This is a genomic window from Pseudomonas sp. 910_21 (assembly GCF_052850735.1).
In genome coordinates this window covers 759,672-775,472 of record NZ_VXCY01000001.1, presented here as the reverse complement: position 1 = coordinate 775,472, position 15,801 = coordinate 759,672, and the positions used below count along the sequence as shown (strand labels likewise).

The window sequence follows — 15,801 nt, the reverse complement described above, 5'->3', positions numbered from 1 at the left end:
ACAGTCATCCTCAATCGCGCATTTCGGTCTGGCGTTCGACGGGGTCGATCAGCACGGCTTTTTGCTGGCGAACCATCAGGTCGAGGATTTCATCCTGGCGCTCGCCAAGGATCCCCGAGAAGCTGATGCCGCTGCTTTTGGTGGGCGCGAGCATGGACACGCGATACAGCTCCACGCTCAACGGCGAGTCGATGGACAGCGGGCCGCTGCCATTGGCCGCCAGTTCGCCGCCGACCACGATCAGCGAAACCTGAGCGTCGAACGGGTCGAGCTTGATGTCGCGGTCGGTGTCGGAAAGGTCCTTGATGTGGCCGTAGACGCCGGTCAGGCCGTTGGCCATGGCGACGTTTTCGTACAGGCGGATATTCACGCTGTTGCGAATGCGGATGCCGTGGCGTTTGTTGCTGATCACCTTGTTGCCCCACAGCAGGTTGTCGGCGCTCTCGTAGAGGGTGATGCCGTCGGTGTGGTTGCGGTAGATCTCGTTGTAGGCAATCAGGTTGTTGACGCTGTTACGGTCGATCACCAGGCCCGAGAGTTTGTTGTCGTAGCTACGGTTGTTGAAGATGAAGCTGTCGTTCACTTCCCGGGAAATGATGATGCCGTGCTTCTTCTTCGTCCCGTGGACGGTGTTGTCGGCGATGATCAGCCGGTGCGAACGGTCGTGGGGGTCGATGCCGTAGACGATGTTGTCTTTGTAGGTGTTGCCCTTGACCACGAAGTCGCGGGTTTCGTAGCAGTAGAAGCCGTACCACATGTCCGAGAATTCCGAGCCGATGATCCAGCCGGTGGGTTCATCGCGCTTGAGTACCTTGGCCATGTTCGGCGTGTACTGGGAAATACTCACGCCGTAGGACTTGGAGTTGGCGTAGCCGAAGCTGGCCATCTGGCTGTTGACTATGTAGGTCTCGGTGCCGCCCCAGGCCAGTAGGAACGGGCGGAATTCCTTGGGCGAGCGGAAGGTCGCCGGGCCGTTGTCTTTCTCGCGCCAGCCCGTGACCTTGGTGTCGCGCACAAACAGCTGGCCATCGTTGACCAGGAACGAGCCGCCCTCCTGGGACAGGCGCAGTTCCTGGGTCTGTTTGTCGATTTCCAGGATGCCCTTGCGTCCGACCACGATCGGCAAGCGCGCGAGGAATACACCCGGCGCGGTTTCGCTGATGTACTGCTTGGGCAGTTTCTTGGCCAGGTCCTTGAGGTTGATGTAACCGTCGTCGATAAAGATCGCCTGGGGAATGCCGTGTTGGCGCACCACCCATTCGGCCATCTTGTTGTCACCGCCGATAAAGTCCTTCAGGGCGTCTTCCTGCATCATCCGGCGCACGCTGATCTTGCCCGGCTTGCTGCGCACGATCTTCGCCGCAGCGGCCTCGGCGGTGTAGCCGGAGAGGTCGGGCAGGGTCGGCGTGGCCAGGTTCAACGGCTCGGTGGGCGCGCTGCTGACAGTGTAGGTCTTGGCCTGTTGCAGCTCCTTGGCGACGATCGGCGCCTTGGCCGGCTCGACAGTGGCGAACGCCGAGCTGCTGGCCAGCAACAGGGCGCCGGCCAACAGGCTGATGGCGCCTTTCGCAGCGGGGCTGTTCATGGGGTAGCAGTTCATTTCGGGCACTCCCTTCGCGGCTCGCATCAGAAGCGCCAGATCACGTCGATAAAGGCGCGGTGCATGTACGAGTCGACGTCTTTGCCATAGGCATCGCCGGGCTTGAACACACCGCCACGAAAACGCACCAGGGCCGACGGCTCATCGATGGACTGGCTCAGGGCCGCCGGCAACAGGCCCTGCTTGAAGTACTTGGTGACCACCAAGTCCATTTCCTGCCCCAGGTCTTTCTTGCCGTCTTGCAGCGGCAGCGAGGTGCTGGAGAGCAGGTTGCCGTCGCCGTCATAGTCGTTGTCCACGGCGTTGATGCCGTTGCTGCCGACGGCCTTCTTGCCGTCCACGCGCCAGAACTTGTGGTAGATCAGGCTGGCGTCGTATTCGTCGTTGAGCATCCAGGAACCGAACAGGGTGGCGGTCTGCATGTTGTTCATTTCGCCGCGATAGGCTTCGCCGAAACGGTGCACGCGGGAGCGAGTGCCGGTGTAGTTGGAGCGGTTGCTTTCCAGGCCGTTCTGCTCGTAGTCGCCGCTGGCGCGAGCATAGGCGGCGCCGACTTGCCAGTTCGGGTCCAGGCGCAGGCGTACGCCCAGGTCCGTGGCCCAGCCGTCGAGGTTCTCGCTGCGCTTGGCCTGGGCCGGGCGGTTGCCATTGGCGTCCAGTGCGTTGACCGTGTCGCGGTCGCCGCGCATGCCGGTCAGGCTGGCCCAGTAGTTGACGGTGTTGGTGTTGCGCCAGTTATAGGCGTCGCTGTCGGCGGTAAGGCCGAGCCAAGTGAGGTCGCCGTTGTCTTTCTTGTCCAGGGAGTCGGCTGCTTCGCCGGGCACCGGATAGTCGAGCTTGCCGTCATCGTGGGTGTGATGACCGCGAATCCCCACCCAGTTGCCTGGGGTCCACTGGTAAGCCGCGTCGCCGTAGACGTGCAGGCGGTCTTTATCCTTGGGCGCCAGTTCCTTGAGGTCGGTGCGGTACTCGCTGAAGCGCTCGGCGGCGCCAACGTTGGCCCGCAGCAAGGTGGTGTCGAAGGTCCAGTTCAGGGCTTCGATGTTGGTGTCGCGCCACTGGCCGTCGTCGTTGCGCAGGCGTTGGCGGCCCAGTTTCAACTGCTCGCCGGGGTAGGGTGTGAAGCCGCTGTAGCCGATCCAGAACTCACGCAGGGCCAGGTAGTTTTTCTTGGTCTTGCGGTCGTCGTTGCTCGACTGCTGGGTACCGTCGGCGTCCGACTGCTGCAGGGTATCGGTTTCGATGATGTCGGTGGAGGTCACCGCCTGGCCCATGGCGTAGGCGCTCCAGGCACCGCGTTCACCGTAGACCCAAGGCCGCAGGTCCAGGCCCAGGCCGTTGACGTCGCCGCCGCGCTGGGTGCCCAGGTCGCGATCATCTTCGGATTGGCCGGTGATCTTCACTTCCAGGCCGAAGTTCTTGGTGTCGGTGATGGCTGCCAGCGACGGGGTCGCCCAGATCAGCGCGAAGCCCAGGCTCAGGCCCAGCTTTGACAGGCTGAAGCGGCCAGGGGCGGCAGTGGTGAGTGGAAACTTGAGCGTCATAGGGATTCCTCGCCGTCTTCTTCCTGCAGCGCGTGCAGTTGCAGCGTGTTCTGGGTCAGGGCGCCACGCACCGCCTGTTCCTGTTGCAGCAGGCGCTGGGCTTCGGCGCGCTGGCCGGGGGGCAGTTGTTCATCCAGCTGTTGCGCCAGTTCGTTGGCCTGGGGCGTGTCCTGGACCTTGGCCAGCTGGCTGAAGACGTAGGCGTTGATCGGGTTGGGCGCGGTGCCGCGGCCCTGGGAAAACAACTGGGCAATGGCGAAGTCGGCGCTGTTCTGGCCATTGCGGGCAGCGGTCAGCAGGTGGTCCAGGGCCTTTTGCGGGTACACCTGGCCCAGGTAGCCACGGCGGTAGATCTGCCCCAGGTAGTAGTCGGCGGCGACTTCGCGGCCCACGGCTTTCTGGAAATGCGCCTCGGCCACCTTGGCGTCGGCGGGCACCCATTTGCCTTCGTAGTAGAGCTTGCCCAGCAGCAGTTCGGCGCGGGGCTGGTCGGCGGCGCGGCCGTTGTCCAGGTATTCCATCATCTTGTCGACGTCACCCAGTTCGGGGAAGTCGTAGAGCAGTTGGGCCAGGCTGACCCAGGACGCCGGGTAGCCTGGGGCCACTTGCTCCAGCAGGGCCTGGGCGGTTTTTTCATCCGGCTTGCCGAGGCTGGCATCGCCCAGCACGCGGGCCACGCTGTCGACTCGCTGGGCGCTGACCGTGCCACGGCTGTAGCCAGCCTGCAGCTGCTTGAGCAGCTCGGCCTGTTGCTCCGGCTGGCCGCGTTTTTGATAAACGGTGGCCAGTTCCACGTAGCAGATGTCGGTGCTGTTGAGTGCGGCCTTGCAGATGGTTTCCACCTCCGCCAGGTGCTGGTCGTAGCTGCCTTGGGTGCGGTACAGCAGCACCTGGGCCAGGCCGGCTTCCGGGTAACCGGCGCTGCGCCATTGGCTGATCTGCTGCTGGGCGTTGATGTTGGGGAAGCTGTGGGGGTATTGCAGGTACAGCATCGCCAGGGGAATCAGGGTGTTGCCTTCACCGTTGGCAAAGGCTTTTTTCAACAGGCCTTCGGCTTCGTGCTGCTCGGCCTCGGTGGAGCCGGGCTTGGCCACCAACAGGCGGCCAAGGCGCGCCTGGGCCCGGGGCGACACATCGGCCGCAGCGCGATAGGTGGCCTCGGCCTGCTTGATCTGCGCCGGGTCGCGGCTGTCCACCTGGATGTCGGCCAGACCCACCTGGGCTTCGCTGTAGCCCAGGTCTGCCAGCTGGCGGTAGTTCTGTTCGGCCAGGGCGGTGTCGCCGCGCTTCAGGGCTTCGTTGGCCAGGCGCTGGTCCGGCAGGCCGGCGCAACCGGCCAGGCTCACGGCCAGGGCCAGGGAGCACAGGGCCAGGGCGCGGCGCCCTTGAGGCTTATCGAGTGCGCAGCACTCGCCAATGAAAAGACTAGTCACAGGCATGTCCTCCGCTCAGAGACCGGCGGCCATGGCTTTGTCGATCAGCCAGTTCATCGAGGGACCGCGGTCGCTGCTGACTTCCACCGGGCGACCGGCGAAGGCGCTGCTCAGGGGCGCGTCGGGTTTGATCTGCACGCGGATGTCGGAGGACAGGTCGTTGCTGTTGAGGCTGGTGCTGCTGACGATGGTGCCGCGGCGCACGGTGTCTTCATCGGCAATCTGGAAGTTGACCTTGGTGCCTGGGCGGACATCAGCGAATTGACGGTAAGAGAAGCGCGCCTCGACGTTGGCCTGGCTGCCCCGCGGGACCAGCTGGAAGATCACGTCGCCTTTGCTGGCGTACTGGCCGTCGGCGACCATTTGCTGGGCCACGGTGCAGTCGCAAGGGGAGGTCAGGGTGCCGGTCATTTGCTTGCCGAACAGCTCCTCGACCTTGGCCGGTTGCAGTTGGTCTTCATCCAGGTGGCCTTTGAGCACGTCGAGCATGCTGGTGCTGAAGGTGGCCAGTGGCGCGCCCTTGGCGGCGATACCGTCGCTCTGCACCAGGCTTTGTACGGTGCCGTCGCGCGGCATGGTGACGTTCATCCCCGGGACGCTGACCAGGCCGGCCTGGGCGTGGCTGACGAAGTACATGCCGTACACCGACTTGAGGATGAAACCGAACGCCGCCAGGCCCACCACGAAGATCCCGGCGCTGAAGGTCACCGCCCGCAGACGGCCCATGGCGGTCATGCCGCTGCCGCTGTCCTTGGTCTTGCGCGCCTTGGTGAAGTTGTCGCGCTGCAGGGTGGCGAGCACGTCGCCCATGCTGACGATGTCGCCGGCCAGGTGCGAGGTGATCAGGTGGCGCAGGGTGGAAATGTCCTGGGGCTCGAGGTTCTGGAACTGGCAACCGACGCGCCCGTTCTGACGATCGAAGGAGCGGATCTGCAGTTCAACGTCCATGGCCAGGCCGAGGTTGTCGATGACGAACTGCAGACGGCCCTTGTGTACTTCGCCGACCTTGAGCATCTGCTGCCCGGCGTTGAAGCTCAGGCCACCGGCAGAGAGGTCGTGGACCCGCACTTCAAGGGGTTTGGCCTCGTTCCCGAAGAAGCGCAGCTTGGCCGGGATCTTGACCCGGGCGTGCTGGCGTTGGGCTTCGGATTCATGCACTACGTTGACGTTCACGGCGGTGTTCATAGAGTCGATTTCCTAGTTAATTCAGGCAAGTCGGGTCAGACCATCAGCAGCAGCACGGCGACGAATACGCTGCCGGCCGAGAAGGTCATGGTTCGAGACGACCAGGTGTTGAACCAACGTTGAAAGCTGGCGAGATCACGGGTCAGTTTGGTGTCCTGGCGGGTCCAGGATTGCTGGTCGAGGCGGAAGAACACGTAGATCTTCACCAGGGCGCCGACGATCTGGTTGTAATAGAGAATCAGCGGATAGGCCGGGCCGATCCGGTGCCCCGAGCAGGACAGCAACAGGGTCAGGATCAAGCGGGTGATACCGATCCACAGCAGGTACGCGAGGATGAAGGCGGTGCCGTACTTGAAGCTGGCGATGATGGCCACGGTCAGGCCCAGCAGTGAGGTCCACATGGACACGCGCTGGTCGAACAGCACCACGCTGGTGAACAGCCCCAGGCGTTTCATGCCCAGGCCCAGAGCCCGGGCGTTCTGCCGCAGGTTGTTGCCGTACCAGCGGAACATCAGCTTGCGGCTGGCCTTGATGAAGCTCTTTTCCGGCGGGTGCTCCACGGTGTTGATCGCAGCGTCGGGCACGTAGAAGGTGTCGTAGCCCAGGCGCATCAGGCTGAACCAGCTGGACTTGTCGTCGCCGGTGAGGAACTTGAAGCGGCCCAGGCGCCAGTGTTGCAGGGAGTCGCTTTCCACGTCGGCGATGAAGTCCGGGTCGGTGACCACGGTGGCGCGGAACACCGACATGCGTCCGGTCATGGTCAGCACGCGCTTGGACAGGGCCATGGAGCACATGTTGATGTGGCGCTGGGCGAAGCGCAGCTTGTGCCACTCGCTCATGATGTAGCCGCCGCGCACTTCGCAGAATTCGTTGGTGGTCAGGCCGCCGACGTTGTCGAACAGCTGGAACCAGGGCACGGTCTTGCGCACGACGCCTTCGCCGAGCACGGTGTCGCCGTCGATCACCGCCACTACGGCGCGGTTGTCCGGCAGGTGGCGGGAGATGGCGCGAAAACCGAAGGCCAGGCCGTCGCGCTTGCCGGTGCCGGGGATGCGCACGAAGTCCAGCTTGACCCGCTCCGGCGGGTTCATCCGCGCCCACAGGCTTTTCACCAGCAGCTCGTCGGACATCTCCACGATCGAGCAGACCACGGTGGTGGGGAAGCCGCAGTCGATGGCTTCGCGGATCACCGAACCGTAGACCTGGGCGGTGGTCAGCGCATCGATGCGAAAGCTGGTGACCATCAGGAACACGTGGGACGGGTCCGCCGCGCTGCCGAGCTTGCGCACCTTGCGCCGCAGGTGCGGGTAGACCACGTAGAGAAACAGCATGCCGCGCACGAAGTGCGTGGCACCCATGGAGTAGCGCCAGATGCCCACGGCGCCAATCAGGAAAATGAAGTCCTTGGACTGCGAGTCGAAGGTCGATGTGGGCAGCAACAAGGCCATGCCCATCAGCAAACTCAAGTAAAACAGCCAACCGGCGGCCTGAAGCAGGCCGTGCTTTAGCCTGTGCATAATCTGCGTCCATCAAGGTCTCGGGCGAGCCTGTGGGGTGGCCCGAGGGGGGTTAAGGCAGGCATGGAGATTTGGGAGGGCCAGATCGCTGGCAAGCCAGCTCCTACGGGGATGGGGTAGGAGCCGGCTGGCCGGCGAAGCCTTACCAGCAGATCCCTTCGGTACGGCCTTTGACGCAGGTGGCCTTGGACATGAAGCCCACCAGGTCGATGACCTGCTTGCCGTGGGGCACGTCTTCGGCCAGGGCGCGGAACTTCTCGTCGCGGTTGCCGAGGATGATCACGTCGGAGTTGCCGATCACCGCGTCGAAGTCCGAGTTGAGCAGGGACGAGACGTGGGGGATCTTCGACTCGATGTAGTCCTTGTTGGCACCATGGACCCGGGCGTATTCGACGTTGCTGTCGTAGATGCTCAGGTCGAAGCCCTTGCCGATGAGCATTTCCGCCAGCTCCACCAGCGGACTCTCGCGCAGGTCGTCGGTGCCGGCCTTGAAGCTCAGGCCGAGCAGGGCGACCTTGCGCTTGTCGTGGCTGGAAACGATGTCGAAGGCGTTCTGCACCTGGGACTCGTTACTGCGCATCAGCGAGTTGAGCAGCGGCGCCTCGATGTCCAGGGAGCTGGCGCGGTAGGTCAGGGCGCGCACGTCCTTGGGCAGGCACGAGCCGCCGAAGGCGAAGCCGGGGCGCATGTAGTACTGGGACAGGTTGAGGGTCTTGTCCTGGCAGACCACGTCCATCACTTCACGGCCGTCGACACCCACCGCCTTGGCGATGTTGCCGATCTCGTTGGCGAAGGTGACCTTGGTGGCGTGCCAGACGTTGCAGGTGTACTTGATCATCTCGGCGACTTCGATGTCCTTGCGGATGATCGGCGCGTCGAGCTCTTCGTACAGCGCTTGCAGCACGTCACCGGAGGCCTGGTCGAACTGGCCGATCACGGTCATGGGCGGGAAGTCGTAGTCTTTGATCGCGGTGCTTTCGCGCAGGAACTCGGGGTTCACCGCCACGCCGAAATCCACCCCGGCCTTCTTGCCCGAGCAGTCTTCGAGAATCGGGATCACCACGTTCTTCACTGTGCCCGGCAGCACCGTGCTGCGTACCACGATGGTGTGGCGGGTGGCCTTGTCGCGCAGGACGAAACCGATCTCGCGGCACACCGATTCGATGTAGTCCAGTTCCAGGTCGCCGTTCTTCTTGCTCGGGGTGCCGACGCAGATCATCGACAAGTCGGTATCGCGAATGGCTTCGGCGAAGTTGGTGGTGCCGCGCAGACGAGCGGTCTGGATTCCTTGCGCCAGAAGTTCACCCAGACCCGGTTCGACGATGGGCGATTTGCCGGCGTTGATCAGGTCGATCTTGTCTTTGGAGATATCTACGCCAACCACTTCATGGCCCCGTGCGGACAGGCAACCGGCACAGACTGCACCGACGTAACCCAAACCAAATATGCTGATGCGCATCGCATTTACCTCTGTGTTATTCACGCCATTAAATGGCCGGAGTTAATGTTTGCCAGCTGTTGTTGCGCACTCGGAAGTACAACGAAGTACGTTGTAGTGCCGTGTGCAGGCAGACTAAGTTCCGAGTGACTAAATAAATGCACTCAAGTTGTGCGCAACCGATCCTTGTTGTTTTGACTTGCCCTTGAATGTTGCCGGCGGCTCCTGCTACAGGTTTCCCGAGAAAAACCACTCGATGTCCTTCGAATGGCTGGAGGCCATGTATTCAGGGCTTTCCAGTTGATTTCTGCGGTCCTTGAAGGCCAGCTGTTCCTTGGCTCGTTAGGGGATAGTTGAGGTGCCTTATCTCCTGTTGTTTACCCGTTAGTTCAAGTTTGTGACTCATTGGTCAAACCAGTGTCGGAACTTGATTGGTTTTACTGAGCCCGTGTAAGTCATCTCTTACAACCTCGTTGAGAATCGTTACCGGTGGTATGAGCGGTGTCTGAAGGCATAGTTCCTGCCCACTCATCCTGTTTTTAGAAATTTCTTGAAATATTGAGAAAGATGGCACTGCTCTCAAACTGATAGCACTTAAGGTTTGAGCCTTTAGTTATGGGGAGTTGAAGCGAGGGGGTACTTTTGTGCCACTACTGAATAAAAAAAGTGGTGCCACTACTGAAAAAAATCAGCGCTGTCGAGTGAAAGAAAAGTTATAGAAATAGATGAAAGTTTCATGGCGCCAAAAAAATGGCTTTATAAAGGCGGGGAATGTGCGGGTGATCACATTCTGGCGCGCTCGCCGGGTGGAAACGAGCGCGGCAGGGGAACGCTTTATTCCGGTGCGTGGTCGCGCAGGAACACCAGGTTGTCGGCTTTGGATTGTTCCGCACTGAAGCGGTAGCCTTGGACGTCGAATTGCTTGAGTTGCGCTGGATCGTTGATGCGTTCCTGGATGACGAAACGGCTCATCAAGCCCCGGGCCTTCTTGGCATAGAAGCTGATGATCTTGTACTGGCCGTTCTTCAGGTCCTTGAACTCGGTATTGATGATCCGCGCGTTCAGGGCTGTGCGTTTGACTGCCGAGAAGTACTCGTTGGAGGCCAGGTTGAGCAACAGGTCGTCGCCCTGCTCGGCCAGGGCTTCGTTCAGCCATTCACTGATGCGGGTGCCCCAGAAGGCATACAGGTCCTTGCCTCGGGCGTTGGCCAGCTTGGTGCCCATTTCCAGGCGATAGGGCTGCATCAGGTCCAGGGGGCGCAGCAGGCCGTAGAGGCCGGAGAGCATGCGCAGGTGCTGCTGGGCGTAATCGAAGTCCGCTTCGCTCAAGGATTCGGCGTTGAGCCCGGTATAGACGTCGCCCTTGAAGGCCAGCAGCGCCTGCTTGGCGTTGTCCGGAGTGAAGGCCGGGGTCCAGCTGCCGAAACGCGCGGCGTTGAGCCCGCCGATCTTGTCGGATACGTGCATCAGCTCGCTGATCTGTGCCGGGGTCAGTTCCCGCAGTTGCTGAATCAGTTCCTGGGAGTGGTCGAGGTATTGCGGCTGGGTGAAGCGCTGGGTAACCGGCGGTGTTTCGTAATCGAGGGTCTTGGCGGGTGAAATCACCATCAGCATGGGGGCGTCTCCTTTTGGCGTCGGGGGATTCTAGGGGCTCGGGCGTTCGGACTCCACCTATGATGGCGATAGCCATGACCGCTGATCGCGGTTCGCCGGCAAACCGGCTGCTACACGGCCCTGCAGGAGCTGGCTTGCCAGCGAAGGGGCCCTGATTCCTGGCGCAGATCGGCTATAGTGCCGCGCGGGTTTTGTTCTGGAGGCATCCCTTTGCGTATCGCGTCTTTCTTCTCGGCCTGGCTTCTGAGTTTCAGTGTGCTGGCGGCGCCCAATGATGTGGCGACCCTGGATCGCAGCACCTGGCCGGAAAAGCTCGACAATCCGACCCTGTTCGACGTCGCCTCGCGGGCCGAGATCCTGACCTTTGCCCGCACCTTGCTGATCAGCGAGGCCTGGGACGAGGCTTCCCTGAAGCAGCGCCTGGGCTTGCGCATGATCAACATGGAGGCGATCTTTGAGCTGCGCGAGCATCTCTGGAAGCGCCTGCTGGACAACTACAACTTCGCCCAGCAGAGCTGCGACCAGGACGCTTCGTTCTGCTATCTGGTGGAAAACATGCAGCAACTGCGCAAGCAGGCCGGCAAGTTCCACCTAGCGGAGGATTCCTACTACGCCCGTTGGGGCGAGCCGAGCCGGACTTTCCATGAGCAGTACCTGGACGAATTGCTGCGCAAGGCGGCGCTGGCCCCTCAGACCAGCAGCGAGGTGCTGCGCTACGGCGACTACGAACGCAACGGCGACGAACTCAACGACCGGCTGTTTCTGCTGACCTTCGACAGCGCCGCCAACCTGGCGCCGGACAACACGCCCTGGCTGACCAGTTACCTGCGCAAGGCCAATCTCAGCGGTACGTTCTTTGTCCTGGGCAACGACATCCAGAACCGCCTCGACAAGGCGTCGGTGGCCAGCCTGCAATCCCTGTACTCCAGGCAGTGCGTTGGCGTGCAAGGCTGGGAGTTCCGCTCCCACAGTCACTGGCAGGACTGGCAGTACTCGATCCAGCGCAGCGCCGATCTGGTGAAGAGCAAGCTGCCGGAGAACTACGTGCCCTTGTTCCGCCCGCCCTTTGGCCAGCGTCGTGCCGATGCCCAGGACTTCTTCAATGCCCAGGGCATGCAGGTGGCGTTGTGGGACATCGACGCCCAGGATGGCGCCGGCAAGCTCAAGGCCGAGGACAGTGGTCAACGGGTACTGACCTTGATGTTGCTATGGCGACGCGGGGTGATTGCCTTCAATGCCAAACAGGATGGGGTCAAGAGCAGCTTGCCCTGGTTGCTGGCGCAGACTGCGCAAAGCGGCATCGGTTGGGAGGATTGTCAGGACGCGTTTCGCTGAAACGGCCAAGTGCCCGGAAACACGGGGTATGGGCGCTAAAGGGGGCGGATTTCAGCGGGATTTCGAGGCAGGCGGACTTTCGACTTTAACGGTGCTGGGGCAACGCGCCAAGGGCTTTTCGTCACCCTGAAAAATAAACATCAAAAAAGCGTCAAAGTGCGTTTTCCTGTCACGGTTTTTGGAGTATTACGAACTTAGACCGCCGAAACCTGCGACACAGGTGGCGTCTCCCAAGACTCCTTGTGTGTGCAGCTCACCTGAACCCCTGCGGGTGAATTCGGTGGTCATTCGAGGCGCGATACCCCATGGTATTGCGTCGACTGGCTCCCACATAAGGTGACCGAGTATGGATGACCACGGACGTAGCTCTTCTTCCAACCAGCCAATCCTTTATGTACTCGATACCAATGTATTGATTCACGATCCCAACGCCTTACTGAATTTCGAAGAACACCACGTCGCCATCCCCATGACCGTCCTCGAAGAGCTGGACAAGCTCAAGAGCGGGCACCACAGCGTTGCCGCCGAATGCCGTCAGGCGATCCGCCTGATCGACAAGACCCTGGGCGAGGCTTCCCCCGAGGACGTCGAGCTGGGGGTTCCGATCCAGCGCGGCAAGAGCGGGCCCAAGGGCTTGCTGTCGATTCTGATGAGCAAGCGCAACGAGCCCAACAGCCTGTTGCCGGAAAACCTCAACGACAACATCATCATCAACCAGTTGATCGACCTGCACGCGCGCAACAAGGACTTGCCCGTGGTGCTGGTGACCAAAGACATCAATATGCGCCTCAAGGCGCGGGCCTGCGGGATCGCCGCCGAGGACTACAGCACCGACCAGCTGGTGGACGACGTGTCCCTGCTGCCCAATGGTTTCCACAACATGAGCGGCTCGTTCTGGGACCGCGTGAGCAAGGTGGAAACCCGTCAGGACCACGGCCGCACCTGGCACCAGGTGCAGTTGATCGACAACCTGCCGGCGGTGCATATCAATGAATTCATCATCGACGAACAGGGCTTTGTCGGCTGGATCAAGGAGATCCGCGCCGATGTGCTGCTGATCCTCGACCTGCATCAGGAACCCCTGCTGCACCAGGAAGCCTGGGGCCTGAAACCGCGCGACATCTATCAGGGCCTGGCGCTGTACGCGTTGCTCGACCCGGACATCCACCTGGTCAACCTGTCCGGCGCCGCCGGTTCCGGCAAGACCATCCTGGCCCTGGCCGCTGCCATCGAGCAGACCATGGTCAGCAAGCGCTACCGGCGCATCATCGCCACCCGCAGCGTGCAGGGGTTGGACCAGGAGATCGGCTTCCTGCCGGGCACCGAGGCGGAGAAAATGGAACCCTGGCTGGGTGCCATTACCGACAACCTCGAAGCCTTGCATATGGATGACGAGAACACCCATGGCAGCGTCGATTACATCCTCAGCAAGGTGCCGTTGCAGTTCAAATCCCTGAACTACATCCGCGGTCGCAGCTTCCAGCAGAGCCTGATCCTGATCGACGAATGCCAGAACCTGACCCCGCACCAGATGAAAACCATCATCACCCGTGCCGGCGCCGGTTCCAAAGTGGTGTGCCTGGGCAACCTGGCACAGATCGACACCCCTTACCTGTCGGCCACCAGCTCGGGGCTGACCTACCTCACCGAACGCTTCAAGGACTTCCCCAATGGCGTGCACATCACCCTGCAAGGGGTGCCGCGCTCGATCCTGGCGGAGTACGCGGAAAGCCACCTGTAACTTCAATCCCTTCCAGCACGGGCGACCTTCGGGTCGCCCGTTTTGCATTCGGCCTGGGGCACTGGGTTATTCTGCGGCTCCCCGCCGCCGAGCGCTTCCCAGTTGGAAAACACCGGATGACCCGCGTTTCCCTGCGCAATATCGATCTGAATCTGTTGGTGGTGCTCGATGCCTTGCTGACGGAAAAGCACGTGACCCGCACCGGCGAGCGCCTGCACCTGAGCCAGCCGGCGATCAGTCATTCCCTGGGCAAGCTGCGGGTGCTACTGGATGACCCGTTGCTGATCCGCCAGGGCAACGATGTGCTGCTCAGCCCGCTGGCCCGCAGCCTGCAAGCGCCCCTCAAGGACATCCTCAGTCAGATCGAAACCCTGTTCGGCAAGTCCCTCGACTTTGATCCGGCCAGTTCCCAGCGGATCTTTCACCTGGCGATGTCGGATTACGGTGCGGCGATCGTGCTCCCCAGGTTGCTGGTGCGCCTGCGTGGCGAGGCGCCCTTGATGCGCCTGGTGGTGACCCAGGGCAGCCGCCACGAGATGTTCGAGCAGATCGCCCTGGGCAAGATCGACCTGGCCCTGGGGGTGTTTCCCAGCCCTTCGGATGAGATCGTCAAGGAGGTGTTGTTCGAGGAAACCTTTTCCTGCCTGGTGGACCGCGCCACCCTCGATGGTGACGGCGGCCTGGACCTGACGGCTTATCTGCAGCGTCCCCATCTGCAGGTGTCGATGGACGGCTGTTTCAATGGCGAAGTCGATCACCGCCTGGGGGAGGAGGGACTGCAGCGGCAGATCGCGGTCAGCGTGCCCCACTGGGGCATCGCGCCGGGGATGATCCGTGGCACCGACCTGATTCTGACCGTGGCCAGCCGCACCCTGGACGAGATCCCGCTGCAGGAAGGGCTGCTGCGGCTGCCCCCGCCCTTGAACATTGCGCCCTTCAAATTCGTGTAGATCTGGCATTCGCGTTTCAGCGATGACCCGGCCCATCGCTGGTTGCGTGAACAGGTCAAGCTGGCCAGCCAGGCCAAGGCCTGAAATGACGCCTCAGCCGCGGGTGGTGATGACGAAACCGCCGATCACCACCAGCACGCCAATGAGTTTCTGCAGGCTGATGTCTTTGCGTGGCAGGCCCACCAGCCCGAAGTAGTCGATGATCAGCGAGATCAGCAACTGGCCGATGATCACCGCCATGATGAAGTTCAGCGCCCCCAGGCGTGGCGCCATCAGCAGTGCCACGGTGATGTAGAGCACTCCGGCCATGCCGCCCATCCAGATCCACCAGGGGCCTTGCAGCGCGGCCATGAGATTGGGCTTGGGCACTTTGATGAACAGCAGCAGGCCCCCCAGCACCAGCAGGCTGACCAGCAAGGAAACGCCGGTGGCCCACAATGGATGCCCCAGCAGGGTGCCCAGGCGGGCGTTGGTCCCGGCCTGGAGGGGCACGGCGAAACCGGCGAGCAGGCTGAGCAGGATCGAAACGAACAAGGCCATGAAGCGACTTCCTTTTGCGGTTTTTTGCGCTGTTGTACGTTGATCCGCAGTCGGGCTCCAATTCGTTGTTTTGATGCGGGTTATTCGCCAGGCTGATTGCCGGTTGGCGCTGCCGGGCGCCGGGCAGATGCCCCGTGCGAAAAACTGACCTGCAGGTTTACAATCGGCCCACCTGATCAGGAGTAACACCGTGCTGACTCATCTCGATTCCCAAGGTCGCGCCAATATGGTCGACGTCACCGATAAGGCCGTGACCTTCCGCGAGGCAGTGGCCGAAGCCCGGGTGCGCATGCTCCCGCAAACCCTGCAAATGATCGTCAGTGGCGGTCACCCCAAGGGCGATGTGTTCGCCGTGGCGCGCATCGCCGGAATCCAGGCGGCGAAGAAAACCAGCGACCTGATTCCCCTCTGCCATCCGTTGATGCTCACCAGCGTCAAGGTCGAGCTCAGTGCCGAAGGCGAGGACAGCGTGCGCATCGTGGCGCGTTGCAAACTGTCGGGGCAGACCGGGGTGGAGATGGAGGCGTTGACCGCCGCCAGCGTCGCCGCGCTGACGATCTATGACATGTGCAAGGCCGTGGACCGCGGCATGACCATCGAAGGCGTGCGGGTACTGGAGAAAACCGGCGGCAAGAGCGGTCAATACCGGGCGGCTGACGCATGAAGATCCAGGTCAGGTTTTTCGCCCGTTACCGTGAGGCACTGGGGCTCGACGCCCTGGAGATTGAAGGGTCGTTCGCCTGTGTCGACGATGTGCGCCAGGCGCTTTTGTCCCGTGACGGGGCCGCCGTGCTCGCCGAACAGAATCTGATGTGCGCCCGCAATGAGGACCTGTGCTCGCTGGACGAGCCCTTGGCGGACGGTGATGAAGTGGCGTTCTTTCCCACTGTGACCGGAGGCTGAG

The 15,801-nt window shown here is 61.9% G+C and carries 12 protein-coding genes and 1 pseudogene; 5 read left to right on the top strand and 8 right to left on the bottom strand.

What is annotated here, in order from left to right:
• Nucleotides 1-10 precede the first annotated feature (10 nt).
• The 7 genes from algG to yaaA form a co-directional block, all read right to left on the bottom strand.
• Nucleotides 11-1,600 carry a mannuronan 5-epimerase AlgG gene (gene algG, locus FW796_RS03560; protein WP_404938276.1) on the bottom strand — a complete coding sequence of 530 codons (1,590 nt, stop codon included), beginning with the start codon at nt 1,598-1,600 and terminating at the stop codon, nt 11-13.
• A 26-nt stretch (nt 1,601-1,626) separates the two neighbouring features.
• On the bottom strand, nt 1,627-3,144 hold the full coding sequence (locus tag FW796_RS03555) for an alginate export family protein (RefSeq protein WP_446439021.1): 1,518 nt from the start codon (nt 3,142-3,144) through the stop codon (nt 1,627-1,629).
• Nucleotides 3,141-4,583 carry an alginate biosynthesis TPR repeat lipoprotein AlgK gene (gene algK / locus FW796_RS03550; protein ID WP_446439020.1) on the bottom strand — a complete coding sequence of 481 codons (1,443 nt, stop codon included), beginning with the start codon at nt 4,581-4,583 and terminating at the stop codon, nt 3,141-3,143. Before algK ends, FW796_RS03555 begins: the two co-directional genes overlap by 4 nt.
• 9 nt (nt 4,584-4,592) lie before the next feature.
• The gene (locus FW796_RS03545; RefSeq protein WP_346633539.1) at nt 4,593-5,762 is read right to left on the bottom strand and encodes an alginate biosynthesis protein Alg44; all 1,170 of its coding nucleotides are present in this window, start codon (nt 5,760-5,762) and stop codon (nt 4,593-4,595) included.
• A 35-nt stretch (nt 5,763-5,797) separates the two neighbouring features.
• A complete protein-coding gene (alg8, locus tag FW796_RS03540) occupies nt 5,798-7,279 on the bottom strand; it encodes a mannuronan synthase (RefSeq protein ID WP_404938279.1) in 1,482 nt (493 codons plus the stop codon).
• 142 nt (nt 7,280-7,421) lie between these two features.
• A complete protein-coding gene (locus FW796_RS03535; protein WP_346633538.1) occupies nt 7,422-8,738 on the bottom strand; it encodes a nucleotide sugar dehydrogenase in 1,317 nt (438 codons plus the stop codon).
• An 813-nt stretch (nt 8,739-9,551) separates the two neighbouring features.
• The gene (yaaA, locus tag FW796_RS03530) at nt 9,552-10,331 is read right to left on the bottom strand and encodes a peroxide stress protein YaaA (RefSeq protein ID WP_446439019.1); all 780 of its coding nucleotides are present in this window, start codon (nt 10,329-10,331) and stop codon (nt 9,552-9,554) included.
• Nucleotides 10,332-10,541: 210 nt separating this feature from the next.
• On the opposite strand from yaaA, the gene FW796_RS03525 reads away from it, so the two are divergent.
• From FW796_RS03525 to FW796_RS03515, 3 genes and pseudogenes are all read left to right on the top strand, one after another.
• Nucleotides 10,542-11,666 (top strand): polysaccharide deacetylase family protein, encoded by a 1,125-nt coding sequence (locus FW796_RS03525; protein WP_346633536.1) that lies wholly within the window; start codon nt 10,542-10,544, stop codon nt 11,664-11,666.
• Nucleotides 11,667-12,012: 346 nt separating this feature from the next.
• Nucleotides 12,013-13,407, top strand: coding sequence for a PhoH family protein (locus FW796_RS03520; protein WP_060837639.1), 1,395 nt, complete (start codon nt 12,013-12,015; stop codon nt 13,405-13,407).
• A gap of 116 nt (nt 13,408-13,523) precedes the next feature.
• Nucleotides 13,524-14,441 (top strand): annotated as a pseudogene (locus FW796_RS03515) (LysR family transcriptional regulator).
• A 9-nt stretch (nt 14,442-14,450) separates the two neighbouring features.
• Here the strand turns inward: FW796_RS03515 and FW796_RS03510 are convergent.
• Nucleotides 14,451-14,897 carry a DMT family transporter gene (locus FW796_RS03510; RefSeq protein ID WP_404938283.1) on the bottom strand — a complete coding sequence of 149 codons (447 nt, stop codon included), beginning with the start codon at nt 14,895-14,897 and terminating at the stop codon, nt 14,451-14,453.
• Nucleotides 14,898-15,087: 190 nt separating this feature from the next.
• Here FW796_RS03510 and moaC point away from each other — a divergent pair, with 190 nt between their 5' ends.
• Nucleotides 15,088-15,561, top strand: a complete 474-nt coding sequence (moaC, locus tag FW796_RS03505; protein WP_346633533.1) for a cyclic pyranopterin monophosphate synthase MoaC — start codon at nt 15,088-15,090, stop codon at nt 15,559-15,561.
• Entirely contained in the window at nt 15,558-15,800 is a 243-nt protein-coding gene (locus FW796_RS03500; protein ID WP_346633532.1) for a MoaD/ThiS family protein, read from the top strand. Before moaC ends, FW796_RS03500 begins: the two co-directional genes overlap by 4 nt.
• The last annotated feature ends 1 nt before the right edge of the window (nt 15,801 follow it).